This is a genomic window from Cellulomonas shaoxiangyii, from assembly GCF_004798685.1.
GTDB classification, from domain to species: domain Bacteria; phylum Actinomycetota; class Actinomycetes; order Actinomycetales; family Cellulomonadaceae; genus Cellulomonas; species Cellulomonas shaoxiangyii.
In genome coordinates this window covers 2079945-2097584 of record NZ_CP039291.1, presented here as the reverse complement: position 1 = coordinate 2097584, position 17640 = coordinate 2079945, and the positions used below count along the sequence as shown (strand labels likewise).

Here is a 17640-nt window from a genome sequence, read left to right as displayed (position 1 = left end):
CGCCGCGGCGCAGCGCCGCGGGGACGAGGGGGAACGATGGCCGAGAACGTGCTCAGGGTCGGTATCGGCGGACCGGTGGGGTCGGGCAAGACGGCCCTCACCGAGGCGCTCGTGCCGCGGCTGATCGCCATCGGGCGGCGGCCCGCGGTGATCACCAACGACATCTACACGCAGGAGGACGCGCGCCACGTGCGCCGCGAGCTCGCCGGCGTGCTCGACCCGGAGCGGGTCGTCGGGGTCGAGACCGGGGCGTGCCCGCACACCGCGGTGCGGGACGACCCGACGATGAACCTGGCCGCCGGGGCGGAGCTGCTCGACCGCTTCCCCGACGTCGACACGCTGCTGTACGAGTCCGGCGGGGACAACCTGACGCTGACGTTCTCGCCGGCGCTCGTGGACGTGTTCATCTTCGTGCTCGACACGTCCGAGGGCGAGAAGATGCCGCGCAAGCGGGGCCCGGGCATCACGGACTCCGACATCCTCGTCATCAACAAGATCGACATCGCGCAGTACGTGCGCACGAACATCGACGTCATGTGGTCGGACGCGCTGCGGGTGCGCGACGACAAGCCGGTGGTGCTGACCAACTCCCTCACGGGGGAGGGGGTCGACGAGCTCCAGGACCGGATCCTGACGCTGTGGGGCGAGCGCACGGGCGCGCTGGTCCCGTGAGCGCCGACGTCGCCGCCCGGCCGGCCGAGCAGGTGCCCCCGCGGCAGGACGCGGTGGGCACCCGGCCGGACGGCGGCGTGCCCGCCGACGCGGGCGCGGGACCGCCCGCGCCCTACGGCGGCCACCGGCTCCAGCCCGCGTACTACGAGCCGGACCGGGTGCCGGACCAGGTCGCGCGGTACAGCGGCACGCCGGACACGCTCCCGGTCGGGAGCCCGGCGAAGGTCGGCGTGCTGGAGCTGGGCTACGCCCGGACCGTGCACGGTACCGAGCTCGTGCACCACTACCAGAAGGCGCCGCTGCAGATCATGCGCCCCCTGTACTACGACCCGCTGCGCCCCGACATGCCGTACACGCAGCTGATCTCGACCGGGGCGGGCATCCTGCAGGGCGACCGGCTGCGGACCCACCTGGTGTTCGGTCCCGGGTCGAGCGGCCACGTCACGACCACGGCGTCGACGCGCGCCCTGCGGATGGAGCACGACTACGCGGTGGCGCAGGTCGACGTCGACGTGGGCGACGACGCCTACGTCGAGTACCTGCCCGAGCCGCTCATCCTGTTCCGCGACGCCCGGCTGTACCAGCGCACGCGGGCGGCCGTCGCCCCGTCCGGCACGCTGCTCGTCGCCGACACCGTCGTCGCGGGCCGGCTCGCGCGGCAGGAGCGGAACCGGTACGCCGTCCTGGCCGCGGACCTCGAGGTGCGCCGGCCCGACGGCACCCCCGTGGCGGTCGACCGCGTGCGCCTCGTCCCCGACGACGGGGCGACGGGCGGGCTCGCGGTGCTGCACGGCCACGACGTCCTGGCGACGCTCGTGGTCGTCACGCCGCTGGCGCCCGCGGCCGAGCTCGCGGACCTGCTGCACGCCGAGCTGGACGGGACCGTGCCGGGTGTGGTGCTCGGCGTCAGCGTGCTCCCCGGCGAGGCCGGTGCGTGGCTGCGCGTCCTCGGCGCGACGACCCCGCCGGTCGCGCACGCCCTGCGGCTGGCGTGGCAGGCGCTCCGCCTGCGTCTGACGGGCACGCCGGCCCCCGTGCTGCGCAGGACCTGAACCGTGCGGCCCCGCGGCCGCCGTGCACGCCCGACGTCAGGAGACCCCGGTGACCACGACCCACGGCGACCCGTCCTCCGCACGGCTCGGCCCCGCCCTCCAGGGCCCGTCGCTCGCGCGGGGGCTGTCGCAGATCTTCTTCCAGCGCAACACCTGGACCGGCCTGCTGATCCTCGCGGCGTTCGTCGTGGCCGACTGGCGCATGGCGCTGCTCGTCGCGATCGGCGCCGTGGCGTCGACCGTCGCCGGTGCCCTGCTGGGCGCCACCGACGTGCGCGACGGGATGCAGGGCTTCTGCGGTGCGCTCGTCGGCGCCGCCGTGTACGTCTCGCTCGGTGGGCAGGGGTGGGCGTACCTCATCGCCCTCGTCGGCGGCGTGCTGTGTGCGCCGGTGACGCTCGCGTTCGTCCGGCTGTTCGGCTCGCGCCCGCTCGCCCGGTTCGCGCTGCCCGCCACGACGGCGCCGTTCTGCCTCGTCGCCGGCGTCATGCACGCCACGACCGCGCCCCTGCAGGTGCGCTCGCCAGCCGTGCACACCACCGACGGGGCCGTGGCGACCTTCGTGCGCTCGCTGCTGACGAACGTGTCGGAGGTCGTGCTCGTCAGCAGCGTGTGGGCGGGCGCGCTGATCCTCCTCGGCCTGTTCGTGGCGTCGTGGAAGGTGGGCCTCGCGGCCGTCCTCGGCAGCGTCGTCGGGAGCCTGTGCGCGCTCGCCCTGGGCTGGTCGCAGGCGGACCTCGGCGAGGGCCTGGCCGGCTACTCGGGCGTGCTGACGGCGATCGCGCTGTCGGTCGTGTTCCTGCGCAGCAGCGTCGCGTCGTGGCTGTACGCCGTCCTGGGCACGGCGATCACGGCCGTCGTGACGCTCGCGCTCAACGACGCGACGGACGCACCGCACTACACCTGGCCCTACATCCTCACGACGTGGGCACTGCTGGTCGTCGCGACGGCGGTCCCGGCCCTGCGGCGACCGGAGCCGGCGGGAACGGCATGACGCCGGGGGAGGCCTCGACGAGCCGCGCCGAGGCCGGCGGACCCCGACGGGCGGTGCAGGCGCGGGCGTCGGCACCGGTCGTGCCCGGGCGTCGGCACGGCGGGTCCGCCGCCGCGGACCCGGCCTGGCGCACGCCCGGTCCGCTGCGCATCACGATGACCGACGTGCACGTCCAGGGGCGGCGTGCGGCGATGCTCGACGTGGACCGCTTCACCCTGGTGTCGGGGGAGTGCGTGCTGCTGGCGGGCGAGCCGGGGCAGGGGCACACGGCCCTGGCGCTCGTCGCGACCGGCCGGCTGGCGCCCCACACGGGCACGGTGACGCTCACGGCGTCCGACGGCTCCGCCACGACGTCGCCCGAGGCGCTGCGCGCGGTCACGGCGGTCGTGGACCTGCCGGGGGTGTCCGAGCCGGACGACACCCTGACGACCGCCACCGTCGTGGCGGAGGACCTGGCGCTGGCACGCGCGGCGTCGGGGCGCACCGCGGTCCGTCGCTGGCTCGAGGCGCACCAGCTCTGGGACCACCGTGCCGACCGGATGGACGACCTGCCGGGCCCCGTGCGCACCGCGCTGCTGGCGTCCCTGGCGGCCGAGCGCCCCGGCGTGCGCTTCCTCGTGCTGAGCCTGCCCGACCGCCACGGCGGCGACCCCGCCGCGTGGTGGGCCCTCGCGCAGGCGTTCGCGCACCGCGGGTACGGCGTGCTCGTGCAGAGCAACCGGTCCTCCGCGCGGGACCTGGGCGCCACGCTGCCCCCCGCCCGCGGCGGCGTCGCCCCACGCTCGAGGCCGGTCGAGGCCCTGCGCGGGGGCGCGGACGAGGTGCCGCTGGTCGAGCTCACGGCGGGCACGGACGGGCCGCGGACCGGCAGCCGGGAGGCCTCGTGATCGCCGTCCGGCTCGCGGCGTCCGAGCTGCGGCGGCTGGCGGCGGGCACGCTGCCGCGGCTCGCGCTGCTGGCCCTCGTGGTGATCCCGTCGCTGTACTCGGGCCTCTACCTGTTCGCGAACGAGGACCCCTACGGGCGCCTGCACGAGGTGCCGGCCGCACTGGTGGTGAGCGACGAGGGTGCGACGACGACCGACGCCGCCGACGGCACGACGCGGCGGGTCGACTACGGCGAGCAGGTCGCGCGCCGCCTGCTCGACGGGGACGCCGGCTTCCGCTGGGTGCAGACCTCGCAGCGGGACGCCGAGGACGGCGTGCGGTCCGGGCGGTACGACGCGGCGCTGCTGGTCGGCCGCACCTTCTCGGCCGACCTGGTCTCCTCGGGCGAGTTCCGGCCGCGGCAGGCGAGCCTGACGCTGGTCACCAACGACGCCAACAACTACCTCGCCACGACGATCGCCGACACCGTCGTCGACGACGTCCGCGACGCGATCGCGGTCCAGGTCGGCACGCAGGCGGCCGACAGGTTCCTGCAGGGGTTCGGCTCCATCCACACCGAGCTCGGGGAGGGCGTGCAGGGCGCCACGCAGCTCGTCGACGGCGTCGACCGGCTGTCGTCGGGGACGGCCGACCTCGCACAGGGCGCCGGGCGGCTGGCCACCGGTGCGCTGCAGGCCGCCGAGGGAGCGGCCGAGCTGGCCGCCGGTGCCGAGGAGCTGCCGGCGGCGTCCGCCCGGCTCGCGTCGGGCGCCGCCACGCTGTCCCGCGGGCTCGACACCCTGCACGAGCGGACCCGCGCGCTGCCCGCGCAGACGCGCGAGCTCGCCACCGGTGCGCAGCAGGTCGCCGCGGGCACCGCGGAGGTCGCGACGGTCGCGCGGGAGGCCGTGACGACGGTCCGCGACGTGACCGCCCGGGCGCAGACCGGCCGCGCGGCGCTCGCGGCACAGCTGGCCGCGCTCGTGGCCGAGGGGCGGCTCAGCCAGCCGGAGGCGGACGCGATCACGACGCTGGCCGCGGACGCGACGCAGGCCGCCGACGCCCTGAGCACGGCGCTCGGGGACGCGTCCGGGCGCCTCGACCAGCTCAGCGCGGGCGCCGCCGAGGTCGCGGGCGGCGCCGCCGAGCTCGCGGACGCGACGCCGGCGCTCACCAGCGGCATCGCGGCGGCCGCGTCGGGCGCGGACCAGCTCGCCGCGGGGACCGCCGCGCTGGACGGCGCCGCGGACACGCTCGTCGGGGACCTGCGCGCGCTGCGCACGGGCACGGCCGAGGTGTCCTCCGGGGCCGAGGAGCTCGCGACCGGCACGCAGACCGTCCGGGACGGCACGACCGAGCTGCAGGGCGGCGTCACCGAGCTGCGCGACAGGTTGCAGGAGGGCCTCGGCGCGATCCCCGACCCCGACGAGGAGACCGCGCGTGCCACGGCGCGCACGATCGGCGACCCCGTGCGCGTCGCCGAGGACCAGCTCGCGAGGGCCGGCAGCTACGGTGCCGGCCTGGCCCCGTTCTTCATGTCGCTGGCCACGTGGATCGGCGGCTACGTCCTGTTCCTGCTCGTCCAGCCCCTGTCCCGCCGGGCGCTCGCGGCCGGGGGCTCGGCGTGGCAGACGGCCGTCGGGGGATGGCTGCCCGGCGTGCTGCTGGGGGCGGGGCAGGTCGCCCTGATGTACCTGCTGGTGACGTACGCCCTCGACATCGCACCCGTCTACGGCGTCGCGACGATCCTGCTGCTGCTGCTGGCCTCCGCCGCGTTCGTCGCGATCCTGCAGGCGCTCAACGTGTGGTTCGGCGCCGTGGGCGAGTTCCTCGGTCTCGTGCTCATGCTCGTGCAGCTCGTGACCGCCGGCGGGACGTTCCCGTGGCAGACGATCCCCGAGCCGCTGCTGTCGCTGCACCGCCTGCTGCCCATGTCGTACACGGTCGAGGGCCTGCGCCAGACCCTGTACGGCGGGAGCCTCGCGATCGCCGCGCGCGACGCCGCCGTCCTCGCCGCGGTCTTCGTCGTGGCGCTGGCCGCGACCACCTGGGCGGCCCGCCGGCAGCGGACGTGGACGCCGGCCGGTCTGCAGCCGGAGCTGGTCCTGTGACGCGCGAGCCGTAGCCGGGCCCCGGCGGCGCCGGGCACGGACAGGTCGGGACGAGGAGGGGAGGGGCCCCGGTGGGAACCATCTGGTGGGTGCTGGGCGTGCTGGTCCTCGCCGCCACGCTCCTCGACGTCTTCCTCACCGCGCTGAACTACGACGAGTCCGGCTACCTCGCGGGACGCCTGGCGCGCCTGCAGTGGCGCGCGCTGCGGTCGGTGACGCGGCGTCTGCCCCGCCGCCGCCGCCCGCTGGCGCTGCGGCAGGTCACGGGCCTGCAGATCGTCTCGATCGTGCTGATGTGGCTGTTCGGCACGATCCTCGGGTACGGCCTCGTCTACTACGGGCTCATGACGTCCACCGCGTTCTCCGTCAGCGGGACCGGCGCGTCGCTCGACCTGTTCAGCGCGCTCTACTTCAGCGCCGCCCAGCTCGCGACCGTCGGGGGCTCGTCGCTCACCGCGGAGACGGACGTGCTGCGCTTCCTGAGCATCGCGGAGTCGCTCACCGGGGTCGTCCTGATCTCCCTGATCCTCACGTTCCTGCTGGGCGTGTACTCGGTGATCGCCGACCTGAACGCCCTGTGCACGCGGTTCGTCACCGCCGAGCGCGGTGCCGGCTCGCCCGTGGCGACGCTGCGGCCCTACCTGCGCGACGGCGAGCCGGTCGGCCTCGACGGGCACCTCGACGCGGTCGCCGACGCCTTCTCGTCCTACACCGACGGGGTGCGGCTGAACCACGCCGCCTACTACTTCCAGAGCGGCCGCGACCGGTTCGCGCTGCCCTACGCGCTGCGCATGATCGGCGGCACCCTGGCTGCCCTGCGCTGGGGCCTGCCGTCGGGGCACCCCGCGTCGACGCTCCCCACGCTCGAGACCCTCACCTTCCAGTACCTGGAGTTCGGCCAGTACCTGCAGGACACGGCCGGGTGGAGCACGAGCCTGGCGACGCCGGACCCCGTGGACCCCGCCAGGTTCGCGCGGCTCGCGCGCGGCACCGCGCGCGCCGGCGAGCGCGACGCCTGGGTCGCGCGCTTCCTGCAGACCGAGCACCAGCTGGCGCCGCTCGCGGGCGCGGACCCCCTCGCGGACCTCGACGACGCCTACCGCCGGTACACGCGGTGGCTGCCGTTCGCGCACCGCGCCGAGGAGATCACGCTCGGGGTCGGCCGCGACCTCGACTACCAGCCCGTCATCGTCTCCGACGTGCCCGTCTCGCTGCTCGACGACGCGGACCCGGTCGCGCTGGGGAACGTCGAGGGCTACCTCACCGACCCCTCGCCGGCGGCCGGGGACGCGCGCGCGACGCATCCTGCGGGACTCGCGCGCCGGTGGCTCGAGGAGCACGTGTCGCTGTCCGACCCCGGCTACGCCCGGCTGCGCTCGGCCGCGCGTGCGCTGCTGACCGCCGTCGCCGCGGGCCTCACCACCTACGTCGTCGTGCGCGCCACGGGCGCCGCCCCGGACGACCTGCTCCGCCCGGCGATCTTCGGCGGGTTCGTCGGCATGCTCGCGTCCGGCGCCGTGAGCGGCCCGACGGCGCCCGCCCGCGCCCGTGCCGCCCTGGTCACGCTGGCGCCGGTCGTCGCCGTGGTCGTGCTCGCGGCGTACGCGGGCCGCTCGCACGTGTGGACGGGGGTGCTGGCGGTCGCCGTCGCCGCAGCGGGGGCCTGGTCGGGGCGGTTCGGCGCGCGGTGGGCACGCCTGGGCACCGCCGTGTTCATGGCGTGCTACTTCGCGCTCCTCATGCGCATGCAGGTGGCCGACGTGGTGCTGTACCTCGCGGGAGCAGTCCTCGGGGTCGCCTGGGCGTACCTGTTCGTCGCCGTCGTCCTGCCCGACCGGCCCGACCGGGTGCTGCACGCGGGGCTCGCGGCGTTCCGTCGCGAGGTCGCGAGCTCCCTGGACGTGCTCGTCGACGCCGTGTCGCGCGGGAGCTGGGACGCCGGCGTCCGCCGCCGCGTGGCGGTCGACCAGCGCCGGCTCAACCGCGGCAGCGCGTTCCTCGCAGGCCGGCTGGGCGGCGGCGAGCAGCCCTCGGGCGTGGACCCGCGCGAGGCGGGAGAGCTGCGCCTGCACCTGTTCAGCGCGCACCTCGCCGAGGTGCACCTCGTGACCGCGGCGCGCGCGCTGACGGGCACGACGGTCTCGCTCGAGCTGCGGGGCCGGCTCGCCGGGACGGTGGAGCGGCTGCGGGTGGCGGTCGCGCAGGGCGACGCCGTGACGTGGCGGGCCGAGCCGACGCCCGACGAGTGGCCCCAGGCGGCGCGCGCCGTGCACCGGGCGACGAGCGAGCTGGCGGCCGCGCTCGCCGCCCTCGACCGCGTCGGGTCGGACGCCGGGTCGGACCCCGCGTCCGGCGGCGTGGCCGGCGGCACGGGCGCGGCCGTCGAGGCCGGCGACGCGTCCGGCGCCGCCGACGAGCTGCCGCCGCCCGCCCCCGCGGTCGAGGCGGGCGGCGGCCGGCTGCGCCCGTCGACGCGGCGCACGGTGCAGGCGGCCCTCGCCGTCGGGACCGGGCTCGTCCTCGGGGACGCGTTGTCCCCGACCCACCAGTACTGGGCGATGCTCGCGTCCTACCAGGCGCTGGGCGGCTCCGACGGGGAGACGTTCGTGCGTGGCAGCGAGCGCGTCCTCGGTACCGTGCTGGGCGCGCTCGTCGGGTTCGGCGTGGCGATCGCCACCGGGAGCGACCCGGCGGTCATGGTCCCGCTGCTGGCCGTCGGCGTCTTCGGCGCCACGTACTTCCGCCCGGTGTCCACCGCGGTGCAGACGTTCTTCACCATGATGATCTTCGCGGTCGTGTACGAGTCGCTCGGCCGTCTCACGACGGCCACCGTCGAGCTGCGCGTCCTGGAGACGGCCGTCGGAGCGGGCGTGGCGCTCCTCATCGCCGCCCTGGTGCTGCCGACGCGCTCGCGGGCCCTGGTCGACACGGACCTGGCGCGCCTCGTGCGTGACCTGCGCGTGGTGGTCGACGCGGTCCTCGCCCGGCTCGACGGCAGCACGAACGTACCCACGGCGGCCCTCGAGCAGCGCATGCTCGTGGTCGACCAGGACGTGCGGCGCGTCAGCGCGACGGCGGCACCCCTGCGGCGGTCGGGCGGGACGTTCGTGACCGGGGACGTCGAGGCGCGGCTCACCGCCGTGTGGTCGATGGCCTACGACGTCCGGTACCTCGTGCGCGCGCTCGACGCGGTCGCGGGCGGCGACGAGGACCTCGGCGCGCAGGACTGGGCCGCGGTGCGCGGAGCCCTGGAGGAGAACCTCGCCGCCCTGCTCGCGGTGCTGGAGCACCGCGCGACGCCGGCGGTCCACCAGGACATCGGCCTCGCGGACGGCTACGACCCGACGGCACCCCCGACCAGCCACGGGCTGGCGGTCCTGCGGCGTCTCGACCGCATCAACCAGACGCTCGTGCTGCTCGTCAGCGACCTCGCGCCCGACGTGGTCGAGCAGCCCGCGACGGTGCGGACGCCGACGTGAGCGGCCGGACGCAGGTGACCACGGAGGGGAGGGGACCGGTGGGGACGACCGCACGCACGGCCGACGGGCACGTCGCGCCGGGTGCCGCACCCGACGGGCGCACCGTCCTGGGTGCCCCTCGGCCGCCCGTCGACCGGCCGCGCTGCGTCGCGGCCCTCGGGTCCGCCGTCGAGGTCCACCGCGTCCTCGTGGTCGACGCGCCCGCCGGGTTCGGCAAGACGACCCTCGTGACGCAGTGGTCGTCGGCGCGCGGCGGTCCCGTGGTGCGCGTGTCGCTCGACGCGTTCCACGACGACCCGGTCCGCCTGCTGCGCACCCTTGCGGGGGCGGTGGCGCGCGCGTACCCGGACACCGGTGGGACCGGCGCGGTCCGCTCCGCCGGTGCGGGCCCCGGTGCGCAGCTCGACGCGGTCGCGGAGCTGCTCGGCTCCCTGCCCGCCGGCACCCCGGTCGTGCTGGACGACGTGCACCACGTGACCTCGGCGGCGGGGCGCGACGCCCTCACCGCCGTGCTGGGTGCCCGCGGGCCGCGGTTCGTCCTGCTCGGGCGCGCGGTCCGGGGCCTGGCCCTCGGCCCGGGCCGCGTGGAGGGCGACGTCGGCGACCTCGGTCCGGCCACCCTGGCGCTCACGCCGCAGGAGACGGGGGACCTCGTCCGCGCCTGGGGCCCGGGGCCCGACGCGGCGGCCGTGCAGGACTTGTGGCGCGTCACGCTCGGCTGGCCCGTGGCCGTGCGCGCCGCGCTGCGCGCGGGGCTGCTGCACCGCGGCCGCCCGCAGCGCGCGCTGCGCCCCGAGGACGTGCCCCTGACGGACTACGTGCGCGAGGAGGTCCTGGGGACGCTGCCGCCCGCGCTCGCCGACTTCGTCCGGCGCGCGTGCGTCGCCCAGGTGGTCGACCCCGTGCTCGCGGAGGCGCTCGTGCCCGGGGGGGCGCAGCTGCTCGACGAGTGCGTCGCGCGCGGCTTCGTCGTCCGGACGCCCGCCCTGGCCGAGGCCCCGGCGGAGCCGGTGTGGCACGCGGTGCTCGCGGCGCACGTGCGGGTGCTGGTCGCGCGCACGCGACCCGGGACCACGCGCGCGGTGCACCGCGTCGTGGCGCGCCACCTCGCGTCGAGCGACCCCGCGTCGGCGATCGTGCACGCGGTGGAGGGCCGGGCGCCCGACGTCGCCGCGCAGGTGCTGGCCGGGCAGTGGCCGGAGCTGCTCGTGCGGGACCAGCTCGGGGCCGCGCAGCGGCTGTGCGCCGCGCTCGCCGGGTCCGGTGCGGACGCACCCGGCCCGTCACCGGCCACCGCGGTCGTGCGCGCGCTGCGCTCGGGCGGCCCCGCCGGGGCGGTGGACCCGGTCGCCGCCGTCGTGGTCGCGGCGCTGATGCCGGCGGGCGGTGCCGCCGCGGGCCCGGCGACGGGCCCGCGCGACCCGCTGCACGCGCCGCCACCTGCGGACGAGGCGACCGCCACGGTGGTCCACCTCCTGGCGGGGCGCGCCGCGCTGAACGCGCCCGACGCGCCCCCCGCGGGCGTCCCGGGCGAGCGCCCCGGGCCGCCGCGCCCGCCGGACCGTGCCGTGGCGGCACGGCTGGCCGACGCCGCCGACGTGGCGGCCGCCCGCGGCTGGCCAGCGCTGGCGCTCGCGTGCCGGGCGGAGCACGCGCTCGCGTGCGCGCGCGCCGCCCGGCTGGACGAGGCCCGCGCCGGTGCCGCCGCGGTGCTCGCGGACGCCGCCCGGAGCGGGCCGACCGGCGCGCCGCTCGTCACGGCGGCGCACCTGGCGGCCGGGCTCGTGGCCTACTGGCGCGACGACCTCGCGGCGGCCCGCCGGCACCTCGGCGCCGCGCTGGACGCGGGCGGTGCGCGCCCCGAGCTCGCGGTGCGCGCCGCGGCCGTCCTCGTGACCGTGTGCCTGGCGGAGGGGGACCCCGCCGGCGCGGCGCGGGCCCTCGCACGACTCGACGCGGCGGGCGCCGCCCGCGGCGTCGAGGCCCTCGGCGTGTCCCGCGCGTACCTGGCGGCGCTGCGGCAGGACGCGCAGGGCCGGACGCGGGACGCGCTGGCGCTCGTGGACACCTCCGACCCGGCGTTCACGTCGCCGCTCGGCGCGTGCTGGCGCAGCGACCTGCACCGGCGCGTCGGCGACCGCGGGGCCGCGCTGGGGGCCCTGCGCGAGCGCGGCAGCGTCGAGGGGTGCCACGACGTCGAGCGCGTCACCTTCCGGGCGGCGCACGCGCTGCTGCGGCGTGACCCGGCGTCCGCGCACCGGGCCCTCGAGGCCGCCCTGGACGCCGCCGCGGCGCAGGGTGTCCTGCGCCCGCTGCGGGAGCGCGCCGCCGCGCTGCGTCCCCTGCTGGTCGAGCACCTCGGGTGGGGGAGCGCGCACGAGCCGCTCGTGACCCGCCTGCTCGTCGCGCAGCAGGACGCGCCGGTCCCGCGCCCGTCCGCCTGGGCCCTGACGGACCGGGAGCTGCAGGTGCTGACCTGCATGCCCTCGCGGATGACGGTGCAGGAGATCGCCGCGTCGCTGTTCGTCTCGGCCAACACCGTCAAGACCCACGTGCGGTCCATCTACCGCAAGCTGGGGGTCGACAGCCGGCGCGAGGCCGTGCGGACGGCCGTGCGGCGGGGTCTGCTCTGACCCTGCCGCACGGCCGCGTGCGCGTCGTGCGTCGTGCGTCGTGCGTCGTGCTCAGACGTTCTCCTCGAACGCCTCCCGCAGCTTCTCCTCGTCGGCCGTCGACAGGTTCGTCTGGATCAGCTCGGCGTGGATCCCGCGCTCCTTCAGCCCGGCGACGACGCGGTCCGGCACGTCGCTCGAGGCCAGCAGGAAGAGCGCCGACGTCCCCGGCGTCACCTTCTCGCGCACCGACCGGATGAAGTCGTCGTCGATGCCGACGTCCGTCAGGGCGCCCCCGATGGCGCCGGCGGCCGCGCCGACCACCACGCCGACGAGCGGCATGAAGAACAGCAGCCCGAACAGCAGGCCCCAGAAGGTGCCGCCGAGCGCGCCGACGGCCGTCAGGTTGTGCGCCTGGCGCGTCCTCGGCTTCTTCTTGTCGGCCTGCCACGACACCGTCGCCGCGTCCTGCACCTCGATCAGGTGCTGCTTCTGCAGGTCGAGCACGGCCTGCTCCGCCTCCTCGGCCCCCTCCGGGGTCTCGAACTTCCACACGCTGAGAATGGCCACCGTCGTCTCCTCGTCCGCGACGTCCGTCCCCCTGACCGGGCTGGTCGCCCGCCGGGACCGCCGCCCGACCAGGTTCCGTTGCACGCTGCCGCGCACGCCTCACCCCGCGGGGGTGATCACGCCTGAGCGCCCCCACGCGTCGTGGACCACACTCGGGCCAGGGATGGCCCGTGCACAGGGGGGGACCGCACCGATGCAGGCACCGGCACCACGACGACGTGCGGCTCCGCGTGCCGTCACCGTCGCCGTGGCCGTCGCGCTCGTCGCGGCGTGCGGCGGTCCGACGGGCGCACCGGGAAGCGACACGAGCGCGGGCACCACGCTGCGGCTGGCCGAGACGGCCGAGTACGCGACCCTCAACCCCCTCGAGACGATGTTCGGGATCACCTCGAAGCTCTACGACGGCCTGTACGCCGTCGGCGCCGACGGCACGGTGCGGCCGGACCTCGCGACCGGGCCGCCCGAGCCCGACGCGACCCTGACGAGCTGGACGGTCCGCCTCCAGGAGGGCGTCGAGTTCAGCGACGGCACGGCGCTCGACAGCGCCGACGTCGTCGCGACCTACGCGACGCTCGTGGACCCGGCGTACGCGTCCCCGCTCGTCTCGTCCTTCCCGTTCCTCACCGACGTCGCCGCCGTCGACGCGACGACCGTGACGTTCACGCTGTCCGAGCCGTACGCGCCGTTCCCGAGCACGCTGACCGTGGGCGTCGCGCCCGCCGAGCGGCTCACGGGCACGGTGCTGGACTCGCCGCTCAACCGCGAGCCGGTCGGCTCGGGCCCGTACCGGCTCTCCGAGTGGCGCGCCGGCGAGTCGCTGACGCTCGTCGCGTCGGACACCTACCGCGGCGAGCGGCCCGACGTGGAGCGCCTCGTCGTCGCGTTCGTGCCGGACGAGAACGTGCGTGCCCAGCGGCTGCGCGGCGGGGACTTCGACGGCGCACAGCTCTCCCCGCGCGCCGCGGAGGCCCTCGCGGGCACCGAGGGGCTCACCGTGGTCGCGAACCCGTCGGCCGACTACCGCGCCGTGACGCTGCCCCCGGGCGTCCCGGCGTTCCGCGACCCGGCGGTCCGCCTGGCGCTCAACCTCGCCGTCGACCGCCAGGCGATGGTCGACGGCATCCTGCGCGGCTACGGCAGCCCCGCCGCGACGCCGTTCACGCCCGCCCAGGGCGACGCGTTCGACCCCGACGTCGGCTACGCCCGGGACCCGGCCGCGGCGGCGGCCCTGCTGGACTCCGCGGGCTGGAGCACCGGGCCCACCGGGACGCGGGCGAAGGACGGCGTGCCGCTCGCGTTCACGCTCATGTACTTCGCGGAGGACACCCTGCGCCGGGACCTGGCCCTCGCGGTCGCGTCCGACCTGTCGCAGATCGGGGCCGACGTCACGGTCGAGGCCGTCGACCGGGCGGGGGCGAGCGCGGGCATGCACACCAAGGCGTTCGTGCTCGGCGGCGGGGACCAGCCGTACGACCCGGACACGCAGGTGTACTCCGCGCTGCACTCCGCGTACGCGCCGTACGACCCGCAGGACGCGTACTCCAACCCGTCCGAGCACGCCGACCCGGAGGTCGACCGCCTGCTCGACGCCGCGCGCCGCAGCACCGACGCCGGGGCGCGCACGCAGGCCTACCGGGACGTCCAGCGTGTCCTGCTGGCGGACCCGCCGATGATCACGCTGGTCGTGCTGGAGCACACGTACGTGGCGCGAGGGCTCGAGCGGTACACGGGCGTCGAGGAGGTCGTCGAGCCGCACGAGCACGGCGTGGCGTGGGGCCCGTGGTGGAACGTCGCCGAGTGGCGGGCCCGTCCGTGACGCAGGAGGCGACGCGCACCGCCGGCGCCGGACGGCGCCGCGCGGTCGGGGTGCTCGTGCTGCGGCGCGTCGCCTGGGCCGTGCCGCTGGTCCTCGGCGTCAGCGCCGTCGTCTTCCTGCTGGCGTCCCGGACGCCGACCGACGGCACCGCGGGCTTCCTCGGCGCACGCGGCGAGTTCGTGGACGCGACGACGCGCACCGCGGTGGAGCGGATGCTCGACCAGGGCAGCTGGTGGCAGGCGTGCCTGGCCTGGTGGCAGGGCGCCCTGGGCGGGGACTGGGGGACGTCGACCGTGCTGCGCGCCCCCGTCGCGGACGCGCTGGCCGGCCGGGTGCCGTGGACCGTCCTCGTCATGGCGGCCGGGCTGGTGCTCGCGGTGCTGATCGCGGTGCCGCTCGCCGTCGGGGCGGCGGGTGCCCGCAGCGGGCTCGCCGCCCGCGCGCTGACGGGCTTCGCCTGGGTGCTGTCCGCGGCGCCGGCGTACGTCGTGGGCCTGGCCCTCATGCTGGTCCTCGCGCTCGGGCTCGGCTGGTTGCCGGCGGGAGGCCTGACGGCGCCGGGGGAGCCGCTGACCGTGCGCGGGGTCGCGGCGCACGCGGTGCTGCCCTCGCTCGCGGTCGCGCTGTCGCAGGTGCCATGGATCGCGCTGCACCTGCACGCGGGGCTCGTCGGGGCGCGCTCGTCGGACGCGGTCCTCGCGGCACGGATGCGGGGCCTGGCGCCGCGCACGGTCACGCGCCGGCACGTCCTCCCCGTGGCGGTCGTGCCGCTGCTCGCGCTGCTCGGCACGCGCCTGCCGGAGCTCGTCGTCGGCGCGGTGCTGGTGGAGACGGTGTTCTCGTGGCCGGGGCTCGGGCAGGCCCTGGTCGACGCGGCGATCGGGCGTGACCTCGCGCTGCTGGCCGGCACGACCGTGTGCCTCACCGTCCTGGTGCTCGTGGGCAACCTCGTGGCCGACGTCGCCCTCGTGACCGCCGACCCGAGGGTGTCCGGCGATGACCTCTGAGCAGGGGGTCGCCGGACGCGCCCTCGGCGGTGGCACCGCGTGGCGGCTGCCCGGCAGCGTCCACGGCTCGTCGGCGTCCGGCGCCCGTGCGCGCGCGCCGCGGTGGCCGTGGGCAGCCGGTGCGCTCGTCGTCCTCTACGCGCTGCTCGTCCCGGTCGTCGCGGCGCGGACCGGCTGGTGGGGCGGTGCGGCGCCCGACGCGGTCGACTACGTGACCGGCACGGTCGCCCCGTCGTGGGCGCACCCGTTCGGGACCGACGTGGCGGGGCGCGACCTGTTCGTCCGGAGCGCGGCCGCGCTGCGCGTCTCGCTGCTCGCGGCCGTCGTGGGCGCGTGCGCGTCGGCGCTCGCCGGCACCCTCCTCGGCGCCGTGAGCGCCATGGTCGGTGGCCGCGTGGACCGCCTGCTCATGCGCGGCGTCGACGGCTTCGCCGCGGTGCCGCACCTGCTCATGGGCATCATCATCGCCTCGGTGTACCGGGGCAGCCTGTGGACCGTGGTCCTCGTGGTCGCCCTGTCGCACTGGACGGGCACCGCGCGCCTGGTGCGCGGCGAGGTCCTGTCCCTGCGCGAGCGCGCGTGGGTGCGCGCGGCGACGGCGCAGGGGTACACCCGCCGCCAGGTCCTGCGGCTGCACGTGCTGCCGCACGTGGGCGCGCAGGTGGGCGTGGCGACCGCGCTGCTCGTGCCGCACGCCATCTGGCACGAGACGACGCTGACCTTCCTCGGGCTGGGGCTGCCGCCGCACCGTGCGTCGCTCGGGTCGCTCATCGACCTGGCGCAGCAGTCCGTGCTGTCGGGGGCGTGGTGGACGCTCGCGGCTCCGGCAGGGCTGCTCGTGCTCGCCACCGTGAGCATCGGCGCCGCGCTGCACCGGGAGGCCGGCCGTGCCCTCTGACCAGCGGGTCCTGCTGCGCGCACGCGACCTGCGCGTGCGTGTCGGCGACCAGCACGTGCTGCGGGGGGTCGGGCTCGAGCTCGACCCCGGCGCCCTGCACGTGGTCCTCGGGCCCTCGGGCGCCGGCAAGTCGATGCTCCTGCGGGCGCTGACCGGCATGCTGCCGGGGGGGAGCGTGGTGGCGGGCAGCGCGTCGCTCGCGGTCGACGACGGCGAGGTGGACCTGCTGTCCGCCGACGGCGCGACGCTCGCTCGGCGGGTCTACGGGCGCCTGGTGGGGGTGGTCGCGCAGGCCGCGGCGACGTCGTTCACCCCCGTGCGGACCGTCCGCGCGCAGCTCGCCGAGGCGGTCACGACGCTCGCCCCGCCCGCGCGTCGCCTGCTGCCCGGGCACCCGCACCTCGCGCTGCCGAGCGTGCGCGAGCACCTCGCGGACCTGGCCGCGACCGTGGGCCTCGAGCCGGAGCTGCTCGACCGGTACCCCCACGAGCTGTCCGGGGGACAGCTGCGACGTGCGGCCGTCGCGGCCGCGCTGGCGGGGCACCCGCCGCTGCTGCTCGCCGACGAGCCGTCGAGCGGGCTCGACGAGGGCGCCGCCGGCCTGCTGGCGCAGATGCTGCGCACGTACGCGCGGGCCGGGCACGCCGCGCTGCTCGTGACCCACGACGTCGAGCTGGCGCGCGAGTACGGCGACACGCTGAGCGTCGTCGCCGACGGCCGCGTGGTCGAGCGCGGGCCCGCGGCGGCCGTCCTGGACCGGCCCCAGGCGGCGGTGACCCGGGCCCTGGTGGCGGCGCGTCGCCCCGCCGCCGGGGTGCGGGGTCCCGTCGCGGCCGGCGCCCCGGTGCTGCTGCTGCGCGGCGTGCGGGCGGGGTACGGCCGCCAGGTCGTCCTGGACGGTGTCGACCTGAGCGTGCGGGCCGGCGAGGTCGTCGGGGTGACGGGCGCGTCGGGTGCGGGCAAGTCGACGCTGGCCGCCGTCGCCGCCCTGGTGCACCGCCCCGACGCCGGTCACGTCGAGGTCGCGGGTGCGGTCGTGGCGGGCGTCGGCGCGAGGGTGCCGGCCGCCCTGCGCCGACGGGTCGGCTGGGTGCAGCAGGAGCCGCGGCAGGCCATGGACCCGCGGCTGACGCTGCGGCGTGCCGTCACGCTCCCGCAGCGGCTGGCACCGTGGCGCGACGGCGCCCGGCCGGAGCCCGTGGTCGAGCTGGCCCGCGCCGTCGGGCTGGAGCCGCACCTGCTCGACCGCCGCCCCGCGCACGTGTCGGGCGGCGAGCTCCAGCGGGCCGCCGTCGCGCGCGCGCTCGCCCTGCGGCCGGCGTTGCTGGTGTGCGACGAGATCACCGCCATGCTGGACGCGGCCTCCGCGGCCGACCTCGTCGCGCTCGTCGCCCGGATCGCCCACGAGCGCGGCATCGGGGTGCTGCTCGTGTCGCACGACCGCACGCTCCTGCGCGCCCACGCCGACGTCGTCACGGTCGTGGCGGGAGGACGCGTCCACGTCGAGGACGCGTCGCCGGTGACGGGCTGAGCCGCCCGCCGCCGGCGACGCGCGGCGCGGGG

Annotated in this window: 12 protein-coding genes; 11 read left to right on the top strand and 1 reads right to left on the bottom strand. The window is 77.2% G+C overall.

From position 1 onward, the window contains the following. The first annotated feature begins 36 nt into the window (after positions 1-36). The 7 genes from ureG to E5225_RS09495 all read left to right on the top strand — a co-directional run bounded on the left by ureG (position 37) and on the right by E5225_RS09495 (position 11807). Complete coding sequence (ureG, locus tag E5225_RS09525) at positions 37-672, top strand: urease accessory protein UreG (protein WP_135974350.1); 636 nt, start codon at positions 37-39, stop codon at positions 670-672. Further along, complete coding sequence (locus tag E5225_RS09520; protein WP_208012593.1) at positions 669-1724, top strand: urease accessory protein UreD; 1056 nt, start codon at positions 669-671, stop codon at positions 1722-1724. The genes ureG and E5225_RS09520 overlap by 4 nt, the downstream gene beginning before the upstream one ends. Before the next feature lie 49 nt (positions 1725-1773). Beyond that, entirely contained in the window at positions 1774-2718 is a 945-nt protein-coding gene (locus E5225_RS09515) for an urea transporter (protein WP_166436015.1), read from the top strand. Further along, positions 2715-3605, top strand: coding sequence for an ATP-binding cassette domain-containing protein (locus tag E5225_RS09510; protein ID WP_135974348.1), 891 nt, complete (start codon positions 2715-2717; stop codon positions 3603-3605). The genes E5225_RS09515 and E5225_RS09510 overlap by 4 nt, the downstream gene beginning before the upstream one ends. Next, positions 3602-5695: a YhgE/Pip domain-containing protein gene (locus E5225_RS09505; protein ID WP_135974347.1), complete on the top strand. Its 2094-nt coding sequence runs from the start codon at positions 3602-3604 to the stop codon at positions 5693-5695. The genes E5225_RS09510 and E5225_RS09505 overlap by 4 nt, the downstream gene beginning before the upstream one ends. A gap of 71 nt (positions 5696-5766) precedes the next feature. Next, a complete protein-coding gene (locus E5225_RS09500) occupies positions 5767-9174 on the top strand; it encodes an FUSC family protein (protein WP_136225401.1) in 3408 nt (1135 codons plus the stop codon). A 38-nt stretch (positions 9175-9212) separates the two neighbouring features. Next, positions 9213-11807, top strand: a complete 2595-nt coding sequence (locus tag E5225_RS09495) for a LuxR C-terminal-related transcriptional regulator (protein WP_136225399.1) — start codon at positions 9213-9215, stop codon at positions 11805-11807. Between the two features lie 51 nt (positions 11808-11858). Here E5225_RS09495 and E5225_RS09490 read toward each other — a convergent pair whose 3' ends face one another. Then, positions 11859-12356, bottom strand: a complete 498-nt coding sequence (locus tag E5225_RS09490; protein ID WP_135974432.1) for a DUF1269 domain-containing protein — start codon at positions 12354-12356, stop codon at positions 11859-11861. Positions 12357-12603: 247 nt separating this feature from the next. Between E5225_RS09490 and E5225_RS09485 the strand changes: the two genes are divergently transcribed. The 4 genes from E5225_RS09485 to E5225_RS09470 are packed head-to-tail and all read left to right on the top strand — an operon-like array spanning position 12604 to position 17608. After that, the gene (locus tag E5225_RS09485; protein WP_244243657.1) at positions 12604-14172 is read left to right on the top strand and encodes an ABC transporter substrate-binding protein; all 1569 of its coding nucleotides are present in this window, start codon (positions 12604-12606) and stop codon (positions 14170-14172) included. Continuing rightward, a complete protein-coding gene (locus tag E5225_RS09480) occupies positions 14154-15179 on the top strand; it encodes an ABC transporter permease (RefSeq protein ID WP_208012597.1) in 1026 nt (341 codons plus the stop codon). Before E5225_RS09485 ends, E5225_RS09480 begins: the two co-directional genes overlap by 19 nt. Continuing rightward, positions 15169-16077 carry an ABC transporter permease gene (locus tag E5225_RS09475; RefSeq protein WP_135974428.1) on the top strand — a complete coding sequence of 303 codons (909 nt, stop codon included), beginning with the start codon at positions 15169-15171 and terminating at the stop codon, positions 16075-16077. Before E5225_RS09480 ends, E5225_RS09475 begins: the two co-directional genes overlap by 11 nt. Beyond that, positions 16067-17608, top strand: coding sequence for an ABC transporter ATP-binding protein (locus E5225_RS09470; protein ID WP_135974426.1), 1542 nt, complete (start codon positions 16067-16069; stop codon positions 17606-17608). Before E5225_RS09475 ends, E5225_RS09470 begins: the two co-directional genes overlap by 11 nt. Positions 17609-17640: the final 32 nt, after the last annotated feature.